This window comes from Limimaricola sp. AA108-03, from assembly GCF_050847355.1.
Classification (GTDB): Bacteria; Pseudomonadota; Alphaproteobacteria; order Rhodobacterales; family Rhodobacteraceae; genus Limimaricola.
In genome coordinates this window covers 669,861-683,869 of record NZ_CP193755.1, presented here as the reverse complement: position 1 = coordinate 683,869, position 14,009 = coordinate 669,861, and the positions used below count along the sequence as shown (strand labels likewise).

Sequence of the window (14,009 nt, the reverse complement as noted above, 5' to 3'; positions counted from 1 at the left end):
GATCACCGGTTCGGGGCGTAGGTGAAGAGCGATTGCAGCGCGAACATCACCCGGTCGAGCAGGAAGCCGATGATGCCGATGGTCAGCACTGCGACGATGATCCGCGCCAGCGAGGAGGAGGAGCCGTTCTGGAACTCGTCCCAGACGAATTTTCCAAGGCCCGGGTTCTGCGCTAGCATCTCGGCGGCGATCAGCACCATCCAGCCCACCCCGAGCGACAGGCGAAGCCCGGTGAAGATCAGCGGCAGCGCCGAGGGCAGCACCAGCTTGGTGATCTTGGCGCGCGAGCTCATCTTGAGGACCTTGGAGACGTTGACCAGATCGCGGTCGACCTGCGCCACGCCGAGCGCGGTGTTGATCAGCGTCGGCCAGAGCGAGCACAGCGTCACGGTGATCGCCGAGACGAGGAACGACTTGGCGAAGAGCCCCTCGCCTCCCGCGGAGGCGGCGGAGACGACCATGGTGACGATCGGCAGCCAGGCCAGCGGCGAGACCGGCTTGAAGATCTGGATCAGCGGGTTCAGCGCCGCGTTGGCGGTGGCCGAGAGGCCCGCCATGATGCCCAGCGGGATCGCCACGGCGCTGGCCACCAGAAAGCCGAAGAACACCGTCATGATCGAGGTGCCGATCTGGTCGTAATAGGAGGGCGAGCCGGTGAAGGCGATGTTCTTGACCTCGTCGGCCCGGCCCTGCTCCACGAGGCGCTCGTTGCGCAGCGCCACCTGCTCCTCGAAGCGGGCCTTCTTCTCGGCGGTGCGCACCGCGTCCTCGTGCAGCCCCACCGCCTCCTGCCAGACCTGCGCCGGCCCGGGGATCGCGCCGAGCGAGGTCTGCACCTGCGGCGCCAGCATGGCCCAGAGCGCCAGAAAGCCCGCGATGGCGATGAGCGGCACGCCCAAGAGCCGCCAGACGTCGCGCATCTGCGCACGCGGGTTGTCGCCGGCGGCGGCCTTGATCAGCGGGGTGAGCCAGGCCAGGCCGAGGACCTGGAACCAGCGGTCGGCGACACCGAGGCGCGCGAACCAGCGGGCGCGTCTTGCCTCCTTGTTGCCGGCCTCGATGGCGGTGGGGTCAATCGCGGTCATGAGGGTGCTCCGGGGGTTGGATCTGCGGAGGGAATGGGAGAACGGGGCCCCGCGCCGGGACCCCGGCGGGTCAGCCCTGGATCTCGGAGCCGACCACGGTCTGGTCGCCCTTCAGCCCGATCGGCAGGCTGTCGAGATAGGCGTTGGGGGTCCGACCGTCATAGCCGATGCCGTCGATGATATCGGCGGCGGGCGTCGGCGCCTTGTAGCCGTCGCTGTCCCAGGGGAAATCGGCCTCGTTCGCCAGCCCTTCGTCGACCAGCATCCGCGCGGCTTCGAGATAAATCTCGGGCTTGTAGACCGAGCGGGCGACCTCGTCGTACCAACTGTCGGGCTTGGCCTCGGCGATCTGGCCCCAGCGGCGCATCTGGGTGAGGTACCACACCGCGTCCGAGTAGAAGGGATAGGTCGCGTGGTGACGGAAGAAGGTGTTGAAGTCCGGCACCTCGCGCACGTCGTCCTTCTCGTACTCGAAGGTGCCGGTCATCGAGGCGGCGATCACCTCCGGGTCGGCGCCGACATATTCGGGACGCGACAGGATCTCTACCGCCTCCTCGCGGTTGGCGTTGTCGTTCTCGTCGAGCCAGATCGCGGCACGGATCAGCGCCTTGGTGATGGCGATGGTGGTGTTGGGGTTCTCCTCGACGAACTCGGCGGTCAGGCCGAACACTTTTTCGGGGTTGTTCTTCCACAGCTCGTAATCGGTGATCACCGGCACCCCGATGCCCATGGCGACGGCTTGCTGGTTCCACGGCTCGCCCACGGCGTAGCCATAGATCGTACCGGCCTCGAGCGTGGCGGGCATCTGCGGCGGCGGCGTCACCGACAACAGCGCCTCGGCGCCGATCTGACCGGTGGTGTTCTGCTCGGAGTAGTAACCGGGCTCGATACCGCCGGCGGCGAGCCAGTAGCGCAGCTCGTAATTATGGGTGGAGACCGGGAAGACCATGCCCATGTTGAAGGGCTTGCCTTCGGCGCGGTACTGCTCGACCACCGGCTTCAGCGCCTCGGCCGAGATCGGGTGCTGCGGGCGGCCCTCGGAATCGGTGGGAATGTTAGGCTTCATCGCCTCCCAGACCTCGTTCGACACGGTGATGCCGTTGCCGTTCAGATCCATGGAGAAGGGCGTGACGATATGCGCCTCGGTGCCGTAGCCGATGGTCGCGGCGAGCGGCTGGCCCGCCAGCATGTGCGCCCCGTCGAGCTGGCCGTCGATGACGCCGTCGAGCAGCACCTTCCAGTTGGCCTGCGCCTCGAGCGTCACGAACAGCCCTTCATCGATGAAATAGCCCTGCTCATAGGCCACCGCGAGCGGCGCCATGTCGGTGAGCTTGATGAAGCCGAATGTCAGCTCGTCCTTCTCCAGCGGCAGCATCTCGGCCATGGCCGGGCCGGCAAGCAGCGTCGTGGTGGCAAGGATCGCGGTCAGTCTGGTCATGCGCGTCGCTCCGGTTTCGGGGCCCGGCGGGAGGTCCGGGCGAAAACAAAAATAGCCGCCGACACATCGCGCGACGGGTGTCGCGAAACGGTCGAGCGGCTTTGCTCCAGATCGCCCAGTCGCTGGGAGAAGTCGGTCGGTCAGGCGCCATTGCCTGTCCTACATCTCGATTTGACCGCCCCGCCCGTGTTGCCGCAAGGGCATTGCCGCACTGCGGCGGAACGGAAACGGGGCTGTTGCGGGATTGACTAAACTTTGGTCACTCGACGCGCGAAGTGTCAAAAACGCGACTGTCGAAGAACCGGCCTCGCTGCAGGCCGGGGGCCGTGTCCCGCGACTCGGCCGAGGGCATGGCGGCCCCGGTGCCCGCGAGCATCCGGCGATAGAGATCACCGCGGAACACCTCTCGCGCGGCGCGCTCCGCGCTTTCCAAATTCTGCCCGGCCCGCCGCGCCTGCCGTCGCCCGATCCAGGCGGCTTGGTCGCCCCATGGAAACCCGGCCCGGTCGGGGTCGAACGCGACCAGCCCCTCGACCCGGCGCGCATCGCCGCGGGCCGAGACGGTCATCCGCCCCGACAGGGCCCGGTCGACCACCTCGGCGGGCATGTCGAGATATTCGGGCCGGGCCAGCATTTCGGCCGCGGCGGTGCGGCTGCCGGGCTGGGCGAGCCAGCGTCCGGCGCGCCACAGGGCCCGCATGAGCGGCGCGAAACGCGCGGGTTCCGCCTCGTCCGCGCGCATGGCCAGCACCTTCTCAGGCGCCGCGTTCCAGATCGCGCAGCCCGGAAGCAGCAGCTCTCCGGTGCCGGTCTCGACCGCGATCGAGCCCCAGGGCTCGCCCACGCAGAAGGCGTCGATCTCTCCCGCGCCGATCGCCTCGGCCATCAGCGGCGGCGGCACGGTGCGGATCTCGACCTCGGTTTCGGGCGCGACCGGCAGCGCGGCGAACCAGTAGCGGATCAGCTCGGCATGCATGGAAAAGGGGAACGGCACGCCGATCCTGAGCCCCGGCCCCGCCGCGTCCAAGAGCGCCGTTCCGGCGGCCCGTGCATCGCGGAAATCGAAGCCGAAGCCCTGCCCGCGCATTCGTGAGGCAAACGCGCGGCTGACGCCGATCACGTTGCCATTGACCGACAGCACCGAAAGCGCATGGATCGGCGCCCCCGCACCACCCAGCCCCAGCGCCGTCGCCACCGGCACCGCCGACAGCATATGCGCCGCATCCACCGCACCGAAGGCCAGCATGTCGCGCGAGGCGGACCATGAGGGCGCTCGATGCAAGGTGATCGCCAAGCCCTCGGCCCGGGCGAACCCCATCTCGCGCGCCACGATCACCGGAGCGGCATCGACCAGCGGCGTGAAGCCGACCGAAAGCGCGGGCAAGCTCATGACAGCAGCCCCGCCGCGGTCACCAGCGCCTCGGCGACATCGGCGACACGGCGTCCCTGATCCATCGCGGTGCGGCGCAGCAGCGCGTAGGCCTCTCCCTCGTCGATGCCCCGCGCCTTCATCAGGAGGCCCTTGGCGCGGTCGATCACCTTGCGCTCCTCGAGCGCGCGGCGTGTCGCGGCCAGTTCGGTGCGCATCTGCCGGAACATCTGGAACCGGGCCATCGCCGCGTCCAGCACCGGCTTGAGGCGCTCGGCCCGCAGCCCGTCGACCACATAGGCCGAGACCCCCGCCTCGATCGCCGCGCGGGTCAGCCCCTGCTCGCTTCGATCGACGAACATCGCGACCGGCCGATCCAGCGGGCCGGAGGCCAGCGCCAGCTCTTCGAGCGTGTCGCGCGAGGGGTCGGCGATGTCGATCAGCACGATGTCGGGATCCGCCTGACCGATCCGTCGGGCCAGTCCGGTCGTTTCGCGGATGACAAGGATCTCGTGATCGCCCGCGGCGCGCAGGCTCTCGACGATCAGGCGCGCCCGCTCCTGATCCGGCTCGACCACCACGATGCTCAGCCTGACGCTCATGAGCCGGGCATCCACGCCGCGCAGTCGGGGGACAAGGTCCATCGCACAACAAGGCCGCATGGCGAGGAGCGAGAAATCGCAGCGCCTAGAATTCAGGCATTCCGATGAAGCCTCGCCCTATGCACAGGCAAGTCCGGATCGGGGTCCTTCCTTTCAAGAACGATCTGCCCAGTCAGACACTGCGCGACTTCCGGGGGAGACCTGTTCCCTCGGTCCTGTTGTACATGTTGCAGGTGAGACAAACGAAAACGCCCCCTCCGCGACAGCGGAGGAGGCGTTTCCGGAACAGGCGCCGAAGCGCCCGCTCTTCAACTCAGGCGAGTTGCAGGTTCACAGCCGACTCGCGGCCATCGCGGCCGGTCTCGATGTCGAAGCTGACTTTCTGGTCGTCGCGCAGGCCGGTCAGGCCCGACCGCTCAACGGCGGAGATGTGGACGAAGACGTCCTTGCTGCCGCCATCGGGAGCGATGAAGCCGAAGCCTTTGGTGGTGTTGAACCATTTCACGGTGCCAGTGGCCATCGTGAGATCTCCTATCATGCGCTGCCCGCGGAAATGCGGCAGCCTGGCTTGGTCAGTGTCGCAACGAGGGAAACTGCAGCCGATGATGGAGAACAGTGGTCGAGGGAATAACGTTCGCACCCCCCGTATGACGACCTCCTGCTTCCGAAGCAAGATGTTTCGATGAAGCCACCCTTCGCACAGCGGATAATCGCTTGTCATCCCGTGCTGACCGATCCCTGCGACATTCCTGGCCCCTGTCGCTTTGCCGCCCCTGATCAGGACGCGCTGCAAACCCGCCGTCAGCCTAGACAGAAATGCCGCACACGGCTCGACTTGCCCGCCTCTCCCCTGAGCAGCAGTTCCTGGCGGTCGCGCCGAGGCGAGCCGCCTTCAGGCGGCTTTGAGAGGAAGCCCGGCCCGGCGCAGGGCCGACAGCAGAAGCTCGACGGTAGCGCCGCTTTCGAGATAGCGCCGCAGTTCGCGCTCTGCCCGGCTGGCGATCGCTTCGGCGGCCGCAGGGTCGGACAGGTAGCGGTCGCAGATCTCGCCCAGATCGGAGAAGTCCCACGCGCAGGGCACGTATGTCTCATGGGGGCGAAACAGGTCCGGCGCCGTGCGCAGATGGCCCATGTCCGGCTTGATCAGCAGCGCGCCGCAGAGCATGACCTCGAAATCGCGCCAGCAGATCTCGCCGAATCCGAAGGGGCTGACCGAGATCCGGCTGCGCAGCATCTCGTCGTAGTAGACCGGTTGCGGAACGCGGATTTCAGGCGCGTGAACCTTGTAACGCTCGTCGAGTGCGCGGATCGCCTTGATCGCGGGGCCGCGCAGGGCTTCGATCCAGCTGCCATCCGGTACCATGGCGCGGCAGGAAATATCGATGTCGCGCGGCCGTTCGATCCGTGGCTTGGCGGCCAGCGTGGCAATGACGTCATCGAAAGCGATATTCCAGCCCAGCGCGATGCGCGGCACCAGCGCCGGATCGAGGCCATCGCTGCTCGGGGTGATATCATCGGTGAAATCCGCCTTGCCGAGCTTGGCAACGTGATCGGTCAGATTGGTCTTGCCGATCCCCGGCTCCAGATAGCGTTCGGGTTCGGCAAAGACATGCTTCTTGAGCCAGGCATCGCATTCGGCCAGAACCTCGGGGAACACCACACCCAGATCGTCATCGCCGTCGAAATAGATGAGCGGTCGACCTCGTGGCAGCGTATGGCGGAGCTGACGTGCGATCTGTGCCGCCGTCTCGCGCGGGGTATCGAAGCCGAGCTTGAGCCCCAGCGCGTCGCATTCCGGCAGCCTCGGAGCAGCCAATGCCTGATCGAGTGGCATCCTCCGCAGCACCAGTCCGGCAGCTTGCCTCAACCGTCCCGCATGCCGCATCAGGGGGGCGATCTGCTGCTCGCTGGTGTAGGAGCTGCCATCGGTGACAATGAGAAGCCGCACCCGGGGTGGGCCACCGATACGCTGCCCGGCACCGGCCCTGACCCCGTGCAACCAAGTCGCCATCGCGCTGTAGCGCCATCGACGCGACAATCCCTGACTGCCCCTTACCAAAGCGCGTTCGAAGGCTGCCGCATACATATTCGTTTGCCTCTGCTCATGCTGGCGCCATTCGAAAGAGGCTCCGCCGGAAGTGGTAACGCCTAGTTCGAACGGGTTAAGCCCTATACAAAAGAACTAGTGCTAAAGTCGAATGCTTGCGCAATCATGTCGAGGATGCAGGGACGAGGGCAACCGGGCGGACGCGGGAGACATCGCGCCGTCCGGATTTCGTCATTCCGGCAGAAGCCCGTGATCAACGAAGCTCGCGAAATCCGTGGTTGCCCCACTTTCCCCGGGGCGACGCACCATCGGCGATCGTGGCTCCCATGGTCTGCAGATCGGCCACGGACAAGGGCTCGAGGAAATGCACACCGGTCTGCTTTTCGTTGGACCAGACCACCTTGGCCGGGATCTTGAGGTGCAACAGGCAGATGAGCACCAGCCTGTCGGGCTCCATTTGTGACAGTTGTCCCAGCCGCGCGCCCGTCGCGCTCACATTGATAAGCCGGGCGCGCTGGATCTCCTTGCCATGTACCACCCTCAGTTCCCTGTCGGTGGCGAAACGAGGCTCACGGTATCGCATGATGAAACTTCGACCTTTCGGTGACCGAGACATTTTCGGCCGCGGCCAAGGAATAGGAAGAGACCGGCGCGGAGGCAACGGCTACTTGGTCGATTGAGGCCGACGGGAGCGGCCAGGCCGACGACCCGATCCGGCCAAGCAGCGCCAAGACCTCGTCCGTGTGGACCGCGGGGCTGAAGTAATAGCCCTGCACCTCGGTGCAGCCCTCGCGGCGCAGCTTCTTGAGCTGGTCCAGCGTCTCCACGCCCTCGGCGGTCGTGGCCATGCCGAGGCTTGCCCCCATGCTGGAGATCGCCCGCACGATGGCCTCGGCATCGTCGTGATGCACCACGTCCTTGATGAAGGAACGGTCGATCTTGATCTTGTCGAAGGGGAAGGTGCGCAGGTAGCTGAGCGAGCTGTAGCCGGTACCGAAATCATCCATCGAGATCCGGACACCGATCGCGCGCAGCCGCTTCAGGATCGACAGCGTCAGCTCGGTATGGCGCAGCAGCACCGTTTCGGTGATCTCCAGTTCCAGCCGCTCGGGCGCAAGCCCGGAGGCCTTGAGCGCGGCCTCCACTTCGGAGATGAGCGCCATCGACCGGAACTGCACCGGCGACAGGTTGACCGCGACGCGCACCCCGTCGGGCCACTGCGCCGCCATTCGGCAGGCCTCGTGCAGCACCCAGGCGCCGAGTTGGGTGATCAGCCCGATCTCCTCGGCCAGCGGCACGAATTCGCCCGGGGATACCGCGCCACGGGTTTCGTGGCACCAGCGCAGAAGCGCCTCGAAGCAGCTGACCTTGCCGGTCTCGAGGTTGATGATCGGCTGGTAGTGAAGCTCCAGCTCGTCCTTCGCGAAGGCCGCCCGCAGATCCAGCTCCAAGGCGCGCCGCTCCTGCATCCGCGCATCCATCGCCTTCTCGAAGAAGCGGTAGGTGCCGCGGCCCTCGGACTTGGCGCGGTAGAGCGCAAGATCGGCAGCCTTCACCAGCTTGTCGGCGCTGCGGCCATCCGAGGGGGCAAGGGCGATGCCGATGCAGCTGCCGATGACGATCTGGTGCCCGTCGATCTCGTAGGGCTCGCTCAGCGCGTGGACGAGGCGGTCGGCGAGCTGGCCGGTCTCCTCGACCGAGGCGACGTTCTTCTCGATGATCGCGAACTCGTCGCCGCTGAGCCGCGCCACCACGCTGGACTGGCGCAGGGCGCCCTGCAGCCGTTTGCCGACCTGCTTGAGCAGCGCGTCGCCCACCGGGTGGCCCAGCGTGTCGTTGACGGCCTTGAAGTGGTCGAGGTCGAGGCAGAGTACCGCAAGCTGCTGACCACGCGGCGCCTGCAGCAGCGCCTCTTCCAGTTTCTGGCGGAAGCTGAGCCGGTTGGGCAGGCCGGTCAGGTTGTCATGCATCGCCATGTGCTCGATCTTGGCCTCGGTACGCTTGCGCTCGGTGACATCCTCGAAGGTGGCCACCCAGCCGCCCTCCGGCATCGGCACCCGCACGACCGAGATGACCCGCCCACCCGTGAGGGATTCGAGCGAATGCAGCGGTCGCGGAGTCCGGTTCGCCCGGGTCAGGGTCTTCTCGATTTCCTTGATCCGCTGGTCCGAGTAGTTGCCCGCATCCCGGCACGCCTGCAGCACCTCGCTGATATGCATGCCTTCGGTCAGGGCACCCGTGGGCAGCCCGTAGATTTCCTCGACCCGCCGGTTGCTCATCACCAGCCGATGCGCGCCGTCGAACAGGCACAGCCCTTGCGCCATGCTTTCCAATGCGGCGTCGAGCTGGTTTCGGCGGGTCATGATCTGCGCGTTGGACTGCGCGAGAAGCGCCTGAAACCGGTTCGCGAGGCTGCCGATCTCATCGCCACGCTCGAGCACGGCGCGGGGCATGCGCGAGAGGTTGCCGGTCTCCTGAATCCGCTCCACCGCCCGGGCCAGCGAGCCGATCGGACGCAGCACCAGCCGCTGCATGGCCAGACCGGTAAGCAGCATCACCGCCAGCGCGGCGGCAAAGCCGATCATCGCCGAGCGCAGGGTGGAGGTCATCACGCCCGCGCGCAGGTGCCAGTGATCCCAGGCGATGCTGATGGCGCCGATCACGTCGCGGCCGCTCTGGTCACGCACAGGCGCCGAAACGAGCAGCAGATCGCCCTGCCGCCCCTCCTGCACCTCGCCCTGCTCCATCGCGGCGAGCGCCATGTCGTCGAGTTGCTGGGTCGCCACCTGCGGCCCGTTCGCCATCTCGTAGCTCGGCAGGCCACGGCCGCCGGTTTCGGACACGCGCAGCATCCTGATCCGGGCCGCCTCATGCGTCTCGTCGCCCTGCCCGAAAACGAGATCCGAATAGATGTTTTCGAGATAGCTCTCGTCCCCGGCCTCGATGCCTGCCCGCGCCTGCCCCGCCGCCAGCATCGTCTGGTTGCGGCTCGCGGCCTCGGCAAGCTCGACGAGCGCGCCGAGCTTGGACGAACTCAGATGCAGGATCATCAGGCTGAACGACAGACCGAGGCCGAGCATCAGAGCTGCGAGGACCTTGAACCGCAGCGAGCGCGAGAAAGCGGGAAAATCGAATGCCATGTGACCAACGCTCCTCGGATCAGGACAGGATGATTGCGAATTGGCTCGACCGGATTGCGGTCGACTTGACGGTTCACATGCAATGAACAATGGGGCGGAAAGTTGACGCATCCTGCACAACGATGAGCCCTGTCAGCGTTTGTCGCGGAAATGCCCATGCGCGACGCGATCACCACTGGAGGGAAACGTTGCGGTGGCATCGAGGCAGGCAAGCGAGCTTCTCTACAGAGGCTCGGCAAGCCTCAATATCGAGTGATCGCTCAACTACGCTCTTGCAGCGAGGCGTGAGGTTGCCATCTGCGCAATTGACAGCGTCGGCACTGCCGATTTCGACCCATTCCACCGGCTATGCGCCGCTTGCTCTCCGCGGCCTATCGCTGGCTACACCATCAAGGATCCGACATGCCCACCCAACCGCTCCGTATCGATATCGTCTCCGACGTGGTCTGTCCTTGGTGCGTCATCGGCTACCGCCAATTGGCGCGGGCCCTCGAGGCGACCGGTACGGCGCATGAAATTCACTGGCACCCGTTCGAGCTCAATCCCGACATGGCGGCCGAGGGCCAGAACATGCGCGAGCACATCATGGAGAAATACGGCAGCACGCCGGAGCAATCGGAAGAGAGTCGCATTCGCATGGCCGATCTCGGCGCCGAACTCGGATTCGAGTTCCGCTGGTCCGAGGATATGCGGATGCACAACACGTTCGATGTTCACCAGCTGCTGAACTGGGCCGAAAGCCAAGGTCGCATGCATGATCTGAAGCAGGCGCTTTTTGCGGCCCATTTCACCCATCGGCGCGATCTTTCCGATCGGACCGTTCTGGCTGATATCGCCGCGGAGATCGGTCTCGATCGCACGGAGGCGCTCACCGTACTGAATGAGCAGCGCTTCGCAGGCGAAGTACGCGCGGCGGAAACGCATTGGCTGCGCCAAGGCATCCGTGGCGTGCCGGCAATGATCTTCGACCGGCGCCATCTCGTGACCGGTGCCCAAGGGGTCGAAAACTATACCCGCATCTTGGAGCAACTGGCCGAAATGCGCGGCTGAGCCCGGACCAGGCGCGAAAGCGTCTGAGTGCCTTACTCGATGATCAGGCCGCCCCGTCGCGTCCCGGCCGTATCCCCGATAACCGGCTCGCGCCCGCCCCTGAGGATCGAGTTGTCGTTGAACAGGGTGCGCTGGTCGATCTGCGGCGGGTCGAGCCAGTCATCCTCGTGCATCTGCCCGCTCTGCCCATAGGCGGCGAGCGCGTTGCCGTAGCAGACCTTGCGCACGGTCTCTTCGGGGATACCGCTTTGCAGTGCCAGCTGCGCGGTCTTCGGTACGCCGAGCGGGTCGGAGATCCCCCAATCGCAGGCGCTGTCGACGATGATCCGCTCGCCGCCATATTGCTTCAGCAACTCCACCATCCGACGGTTGCCCATCTTGGTCGAGGGATAGATCGAGAAGCCGGCCCAGTAGCCGCGCTGCAGGGTTTCGGCCACGGTCTCCTCGTTGTTGTGGTCGATCACCACCATCGAGGGATCGAGGCCATGCTCCTCGATGACGTCCATCGAGCGGGAGGTGCCGCGCTTCTTGTCGCGATGCGGCGTGTGCACCATCACGGGCAGGTGCAATTCCTTGGCCAGTTCGAGCTGCGCCCGAAAGTACTTGTCCTCGAGCGGAGTCTGCTCGTCATAGCCGATCTCGCCGATGGCCACGACGCCCTCCTTGAGCGCGAAGCGCGGCAGCCAGTCCATCACGCCTTCCGCCAACTCCTCGTTGTTGGCCTCCTTGGAATTGAGCCCGATGGTGCAGTAGTGGCGGATGCCGAACTGCCCGGCGCGAAACCGCTCCCAACCGACGATCGAAGACAGGTAGTCGACATAGGTGCCGACGAAGGTACGCGGCTGGCCGGTCCAGAAGGCGGGCTCGATCAGCGCCACGATGCCGGCCGCCGCCATCGCCTCGTAATCATCGGTGGTGCGGCTGATCATATGGGCATGCGGGTCGATATACATCAGGCGGCCTCCTCCAGTCGGTTCCAGTCCAGGCGCCCGGCCGCGATCTCCTCGGCCTCGGCCCTGCCCTCCAGCAGCTGCCGCGCCTTGGGCGCGGGTGAGGCCGCGAGCGCCAGCGCGGCGCCGCGCGCGCCTGCCCCGCCCTCGGAGAGCGCACGCTCCAGATCAGAGAGCGCCGCCTCGTCCTGCGCATAGGGCCCGACGCAGCGCCACAGCTCCGGCGTGACGGTCCGGCCGGCCGCCCAGCGTTCATGAGCGTATTCGCGCAGGATTCGCGCCAGTTCGGGATTGGCGCGCTCGTCCAGACCGATGATCGGTGCCAGCCGACTGCCGACGAAGAGCGCCTTGAGGATCATGTGGTTCCAACGGTGCTCGTCGAAATGATCTCGGGGAAAGGGATTGTCATGGGCGATCGCCTCGAAGACCGGCCTGAGGTTCGAGCGCAGCCCTTCGCCCACTTCGAAATGCAGCGTTTCCGGTTCCGGATAAAGCGGCAGACCACGATAGAGCGCGATCATCTCCGCCACGTCCGAAGTCCGGCGCAGATCCTTGAACCGGTCGGCAAATGGTCGCTGCCCCGCATGCACCAATAGCGCGAGTACGCGAGCGGCTCCGTCGAGGCTCCAGCCATCGATCCGCCAGCCCGGCCGGGCTGTCTCGGCGGCCTCGCACTCCGCGGCGGTCGGTACCAGATCGGCCTTGCCCAGCCGCCGGGGCGCCAGCCCCAGGAAAATGTGCAGGTCGCGCTCGGGCGCCCCCCTTCGAAGCGCTTCCAGGTTCTCTTCGACCCAGCCTGCTTCGCTTCCTGCGCGTGCCATTACGATGTCCCTCAAGACCGCATCCGCTGTCGGCATGAACGTCCTCCCAGTCCACCCTTTCACGATATAGAAGGCCGGAACTGTTGCAACGTTTTAGCCGGCACCGCATGGTGCTCGCATGAAAAAGACGCTGGTGATCCTCGTTGTCGGCCTCGCTCCGCATCTGGTGGGACGCGATACGCCGCACCTCAAGAAGCTGGCCGAGCGGGGCGCCTTGCGGCCGCTCGATACGGTGACGCCCGCAGTCACATGCACGGCACAGGCGACGCTTCTCACCGGGCTCATGCCGTCCGATCACGGTGTGGTGGCGAATGGCTGGTACTTCCGCGACCTGCGGGAAATCATGCTTTGGCGGCAGCCCAACAATCTCGTGGAAGGCGAGAAGGTCTGGGAAGCTGGACGCAAGAGGAACCCTGATTTCACCTGCGCCAAGATGTTCTGGTGGTACAACATGTACTCCAGCGCCGACTGGTCGGCGACACCGCGGCCGATGTATCCGGCGGACGGCCGCAAGATTCCGGATCACTACGCCTTCCCCCCGGAACTGCATGACGAGTTGGATGCGGCGCTGGGGCCGTTTCCCCTGTTCAAGTTCTGGGGCCCTCTGGCGGACATCACCTCTTCGGAGTGGATTGCCAAGGCGACGCTGCACGTGATGCAGACCCGGGACCCGACCTTGACCCTGACCTACCTGCCGCATCTCGATTACAATCTGCAGCGGCTCGGCCCGGATCTGGACCACCCGCGTCTTCGGGCCGATCTGCGCGAGGTCGACGCGCTGTGCGGCGAGTTGATCGAGGAGGCTGACCGGACCGGGCGGCGTATCATCGTCGTGTCGGAATACGGAATCACGAAAGCCACGGATGCGGTCCATATCAACCGCGCCCTGAGAGAGGCCGGCCTTCTTGCGGTCCGCCGCGAGGAGCATGGCCGCGAGGCCCTCGATTGCGGCGCGAGTACCGCCTTCGCCATGGCCGACCACCAGATCGCCCATGTTCATGTAGAGGATGCCGCGCGCATTCGAGAGGTGAAGGCATTGATCGAGGGCCTGGACGGGGTCGAGCAGGTCTGGGACGCCGAGGGCAAGCGCGCGCATGGGCTGGACCACCCCCGCTCGGGTGAGTTGGTCGCGATCTCGAAGCCGGATCGCTGGTTCAGCTATTACTACTGGCTCGACCCGGACAGGACGCCAGATTTCGCCCGCACCGTCGATATCCATCGCAAACCGGGCTACGATCCGGTCGAGCTCTTCGTCGATCCCGAGATCCGCCACCCCCGGCTCACAGCGGCAATGAAGCTGGCAAAGCGCAAAGCGGGCTTCCGGCAGCTTCTGGACATCATCTCGCCATCGGCCACGCATCTCGTGAAGGGCACGCATGGACGGATCACGGACAATCCCGATGAAGGACCTCTGGTGATTTCCTCGGAGCCGGGCGCGCTACCCGATGGGCGGGTCGCGGCCACCGATTTCAAATCGCTGGTCCTGCGCCATGTCTTCGACTAAGGA

Annotated in this window: 12 protein-coding genes; 2 read left to right on the top strand and 10 right to left on the bottom strand. The window is 65.8% G+C overall.

Translation table 11 applies throughout. From position 1 onward, the window contains the following. Positions 1-2: 2 nt before the first annotated feature. The 8 genes from ACRAQ3_RS03440 to ACRAQ3_RS03405 all read right to left on the bottom strand — a co-directional run bounded on the left by ACRAQ3_RS03440 (position 3) and on the right by ACRAQ3_RS03405 (position 9,681). Entirely contained in the window at positions 3-1,085 is a 1,083-nt protein-coding gene (locus ACRAQ3_RS03440) for an ABC transporter permease (RefSeq protein ID WP_432255687.1), read from the bottom strand. A 70-nt stretch (positions 1,086-1,155) separates the two neighbouring features. Beyond that, on the bottom strand, positions 1,156-2,523 hold the full coding sequence (locus ACRAQ3_RS03435; RefSeq protein ID WP_432255686.1) for a CmpA/NrtA family ABC transporter substrate-binding protein: 1,368 nt from the start codon (positions 2,521-2,523) through the stop codon (positions 1,156-1,158). Between the two features lie 259 nt (positions 2,524-2,782). Then, on the bottom strand, positions 2,783-3,913 hold the full coding sequence (locus ACRAQ3_RS03430; protein WP_432255685.1) for a CmpA/NrtA family ABC transporter substrate-binding protein: 1,131 nt from the start codon (positions 3,911-3,913) through the stop codon (positions 2,783-2,785). Beyond that, on the bottom strand, positions 3,910-4,494 hold the full coding sequence (locus ACRAQ3_RS03425; protein WP_269396407.1) for an ANTAR domain-containing response regulator: 585 nt from the start codon (positions 4,492-4,494) through the stop codon (positions 3,910-3,912). The genes ACRAQ3_RS03430 and ACRAQ3_RS03425 overlap by 4 nt, the downstream gene beginning before the upstream one ends. A 313-nt stretch (positions 4,495-4,807) precedes the next feature. Continuing rightward, entirely contained in the window at positions 4,808-5,014 is a 207-nt protein-coding gene (locus ACRAQ3_RS03420; protein WP_269396406.1) for a cold-shock protein, read from the bottom strand. A gap of 372 nt (positions 5,015-5,386) precedes the next feature. Then, entirely contained in the window at positions 5,387-6,505 is a 1,119-nt protein-coding gene (locus tag ACRAQ3_RS03415) for a glycosyltransferase family protein (RefSeq protein WP_432255684.1), read from the bottom strand. A 289-nt stretch (positions 6,506-6,794) separates the two neighbouring features. Continuing rightward, positions 6,795-7,079: a PilZ domain-containing protein gene (locus ACRAQ3_RS03410; protein WP_432255683.1), complete on the bottom strand. Its 285-nt coding sequence runs from the start codon at positions 7,077-7,079 to the stop codon at positions 6,795-6,797. 31 nt (positions 7,080-7,110) lie between these two features. Continuing rightward, positions 7,111-9,681 carry a putative bifunctional diguanylate cyclase/phosphodiesterase gene (locus tag ACRAQ3_RS03405; RefSeq protein ID WP_432255682.1) on the bottom strand — a complete coding sequence of 857 codons (2,571 nt, stop codon included), beginning with the start codon at positions 9,679-9,681 and terminating at the stop codon, positions 7,111-7,113. Positions 9,682-10,083: 402 nt separating this feature from the next. On the opposite strand from ACRAQ3_RS03405, the gene ACRAQ3_RS03400 reads away from it, so the two are divergent. Beyond that, a complete protein-coding gene (locus ACRAQ3_RS03400; protein WP_432255681.1) occupies positions 10,084-10,731 on the top strand; it encodes a DsbA family oxidoreductase in 648 nt (215 codons plus the stop codon). A 32-nt stretch (positions 10,732-10,763) separates the two neighbouring features. Here the strand turns inward: ACRAQ3_RS03400 and ACRAQ3_RS03395 are convergent, their stop codons facing one another. Continuing rightward, the gene (locus ACRAQ3_RS03395; protein ID WP_269396401.1) at positions 10,764-11,684 is read right to left on the bottom strand and encodes a TatD family hydrolase; all 921 of its coding nucleotides are present in this window, start codon (positions 11,682-11,684) and stop codon (positions 10,764-10,766) included. Beyond that, positions 11,684-12,502: an EboA domain-containing protein gene (locus ACRAQ3_RS03390; protein ID WP_432255680.1), complete on the bottom strand. Its 819-nt coding sequence runs from the start codon at positions 12,500-12,502 to the stop codon at positions 11,684-11,686. The genes ACRAQ3_RS03395 and ACRAQ3_RS03390 overlap by 1 nt, the downstream gene beginning before the upstream one ends. Positions 12,503-12,620: 118 nt before the next feature. On the opposite strand from ACRAQ3_RS03390, the gene ACRAQ3_RS03385 reads away from it, so the two are divergent. Continuing rightward, complete coding sequence (locus ACRAQ3_RS03385) at positions 12,621-14,006, top strand: alkaline phosphatase family protein (RefSeq protein ID WP_432255679.1); 1,386 nt, start codon at positions 12,621-12,623, stop codon at positions 14,004-14,006. The last annotated feature ends 3 nt before the right edge of the window (positions 14,007-14,009 follow it).

Bases quoted from the DNA above. Each gene is read 5' to 3' on its own strand.
- ACRAQ3_RS03440 (WP_432255687.1), bottom strand. From the start codon at position 1,085: ATGACCGCGATTGACCCCACCGCCATCGAGGCCGGCAACAAGGAGGCA.
- ACRAQ3_RS03435 (WP_432255686.1), bottom strand. From the start codon at position 2,523: ATGACCAGACTGACCGCGATCCTTGCCACCACGACGCTGCTTGCCGGC.
- ACRAQ3_RS03430 (WP_432255685.1), bottom strand. From the start codon at position 3,913: ATGAGCTTGCCCGCGCTTTCGGTCGGCTTCACGCCGCTGGTCGATGCC.
- ACRAQ3_RS03425 (WP_269396407.1), bottom strand. From the start codon at position 4,494: ATGAGCGTCAGGCTGAGCATCGTGGTGGTCGAGCCGGATCAGGAGCGG.
- ACRAQ3_RS03420 (WP_269396406.1), bottom strand. From the start codon at position 5,014: ATGGCCACTGGCACCGTGAAATGGTTCAACACCACCAAAGGCTTCGGC.
- ACRAQ3_RS03415 (WP_432255684.1), bottom strand. From the start codon at position 6,505: ATGGCGACTTGGTTGCACGGGGTCAGGGCCGGTGCCGGGCAGCGTATC.
- ACRAQ3_RS03405 (WP_432255682.1), bottom strand. From the start codon at position 9,681: ATGGCATTCGATTTTCCCGCTTTCTCGCGCTCGCTGCGGTTCAAGGTC.
- ACRAQ3_RS03400 (WP_432255681.1), top strand. From the start codon at position 10,084: ATGCCCACCCAACCGCTCCGTATCGATATCGTCTCCGACGTGGTCTGT.
- ACRAQ3_RS03395 (WP_269396401.1), bottom strand. From the start codon at position 11,684: ATGTATATCGACCCGCATGCCCATATGATCAGCCGCACCACCGATGAT.
- ACRAQ3_RS03390 (WP_432255680.1), bottom strand. From the start codon at position 12,502: ATGGCACGCGCAGGAAGCGAAGCAGGCTGGGTCGAAGAGAACCTGGAA.
- ACRAQ3_RS03385 (WP_432255679.1), top strand. From the start codon at position 12,621: ATGAAAAAGACGCTGGTGATCCTCGTTGTCGGCCTCGCTCCGCATCTG.